Raw genomic sequence first — 603 nt, forward strand, 5'->3', positions numbered from 1 at the left:
CCGCGCCGAGCAGGGCATCGCGAGTGTCGTGGACGTCACCGCCCATGCCGTACGCCTTCCAGGTGCCCGGCATGAACTGCATCGGCCCCTCGGCACCCGTGTGGCTCGGCGACCGCACCCGGCCGAACTTGGTCTCGACGAACATCACCGCCGCCAGGACCTCCCACTCCACGCCGAACCGGCGCTCGGCCCGCCGGAAATGCTTGAGCAGCACATCCGCCGGCTCGGGAGGCTTGAGGCGGAACTTCGCCGTCCCGCTGACGGGGTGGGCCAGGGAGAGCAGGCCCCGCACGGCCGTCACGTTGTCCCGGGCCCGCCCGGCCAAACCCTTGGGCAGCTTGCCGTACGTCCGGGACGCGAGCTTCGGATGGCGGGCCAGGCGCCGGTAGACGCGCTGCTCGTACAGGGCCGGCAGGACCACCGACTCGGGCGCCTGTCCCTTGGCGGGGCCGCCCGTACGGACCCAGTCGTCGACGCCGTCACGCAACAGCGCGACCGTACGCGTCAGGGCGTCGGCCAGCCGCGCGGGATCCTTGGGGATCGCCGCGTCCGGCGCGGGCAGACCGGCCGCCGAAGGCCCCGGCGACGGCGCCGCCGAAGGCG

The 603-nt window shown here is 74.1% G+C and carries 1 protein-coding gene; it reads right to left on the reverse strand.

Features of this window, described 5'->3' with window-relative positions; genetic code table 11:
- Positions 1–603 (reverse strand): transglycosylase SLT domain-containing protein (locus Mth01_RS29440; RefSeq protein ID WP_204019225.1); only part of this gene is annotated, 603 nt, incomplete at both ends.

It is taken from the genome of Sphaerimonospora thailandensis, from assembly GCF_016863115.1.
Classification (GTDB): domain Bacteria; phylum Actinomycetota; class Actinomycetes; order Streptosporangiales; family Streptosporangiaceae; genus Sphaerimonospora; species Sphaerimonospora cavernae.